Origin of the sequence: Paraburkholderia sp. SIMBA_030 (assembly GCF_046535245.1) — a bacterium.
GTDB lineage: Bacteria > Pseudomonadota > Gammaproteobacteria > Burkholderiales > Burkholderiaceae > Paraburkholderia.
The window spans coordinates 1-275 of record NZ_JAWRXB010000441.1 but is presented as its reverse complement, the minus strand read 5'-3'; the positions used below and the strand labels follow the sequence as shown (position 1 = coordinate 275).

1 pseudogene is annotated in these 275 nt (G+C 48.4%); it reads left to right on the top strand.

Annotation, left to right across the window (positions count from 1 at the left end):
* Window positions 1–275 (top strand): annotated as a pseudogene (locus SB772_RS40695) (D-alanine--D-alanine ligase); the annotation flags it as partial.

The following is a 275-nucleotide window of genomic DNA, read 5'->3' as shown; positions in this document are numbered from 1 at the left end:
GTTGCGGTCTCTCAACTGCACCATTTTCATTATTGACGGCTGATACTGACTGGCAGCAAGTGGTCAACACGCTAGGTTTGCCACTTATCATTAAACCAGTTCATGAAGGTTCGAGCATTGGCATGACCAAGGTTAATCACCTTGACGAGCTGCCTGCCGCTTATGCAACGGCAGTGGAATGTGGTGATGCGGTGATGGCTGAGCGCTGGATTACAGGTCGCGAATTTACGATTGTGATTATCGATGATGAAGCCTATCCAGTGATTCGTCTCGAA